The sequence below is a fragment of the Peterkaempfera griseoplana genome (assembly GCF_001418575.1).
Taxonomy (GTDB): domain Bacteria; phylum Actinomycetota; class Actinomycetes; order Streptomycetales; family Streptomycetaceae; genus Peterkaempfera; species Peterkaempfera griseoplana.
On sequence record NZ_LIQR01000631.1, the window covers coordinates 1 to 636 of the forward strand.

Annotated in this window: 1 pseudogene; it reads right to left on the reverse strand. The window is 77.5% G+C overall.

Going from position 1 to position 636, the window contains the following annotated elements:
• A pseudogene (locus tag AOK09_RS42845) lies at positions 1–636 on the reverse strand (PucR family transcriptional regulator); the annotation flags it as partial.

Genomic DNA, 636 nt, shown 5'->3' on the forward strand with positions numbered 1-636 from the left:
CCAGGTCGGCCAGCGGGTCGCCCTCGCCCTCCTCACCTCGGGCACCCTGCGCCAGCAGTACCCGTACGGCCCCCGCCGGCAGGCCCCCGTACAGCACCGCGGCCACCTCACGGGCGGTCTCCGTCTCCCCCGCCAGCACCAGTCGCAGCAGGGCGATGCTCATCCGCTCCTCGGCGCGCCGCAGATCCCTGGAACGCTCCAGGGTGAGGGTGAGCAGTGCCACGGCCGCGTTCAGCACATACCTCTCGGTGGGGCTGAGCCGGGCCTCGGTGCCGACGGCGAGGAAGCCGCGGGGCCGGCGGTCGGCGCCCAGCGACTGCAGCACCACGAAGTCCTCGTCGGCGGAGTCCGGACCGCCGGGCCGGCCCTGCAGCGCCGCGCTGGCCGGGGCGGGGCGGCGGCGCAGCCGGTCCACCTCCCCGGCGAGCCGTGCGGCCCGTCTGGCCGCCCAGTCGGGAGCCACCAGGGCGAGCGTCCCGGTGGCGTCGTAGAGCGCCGCCCAGCCCCCGAGCCGGGCCGCGAGCCGCCGCACCACCGCCGCTGTGCCGTCCTTGCCCAGAGCGGCCCGGGTGAGCTCCTCCTGGGCCTCGAAGCTGGTGGTGACGGCCTCGTACTGCTCGGCGGCCAGCGCCGCCG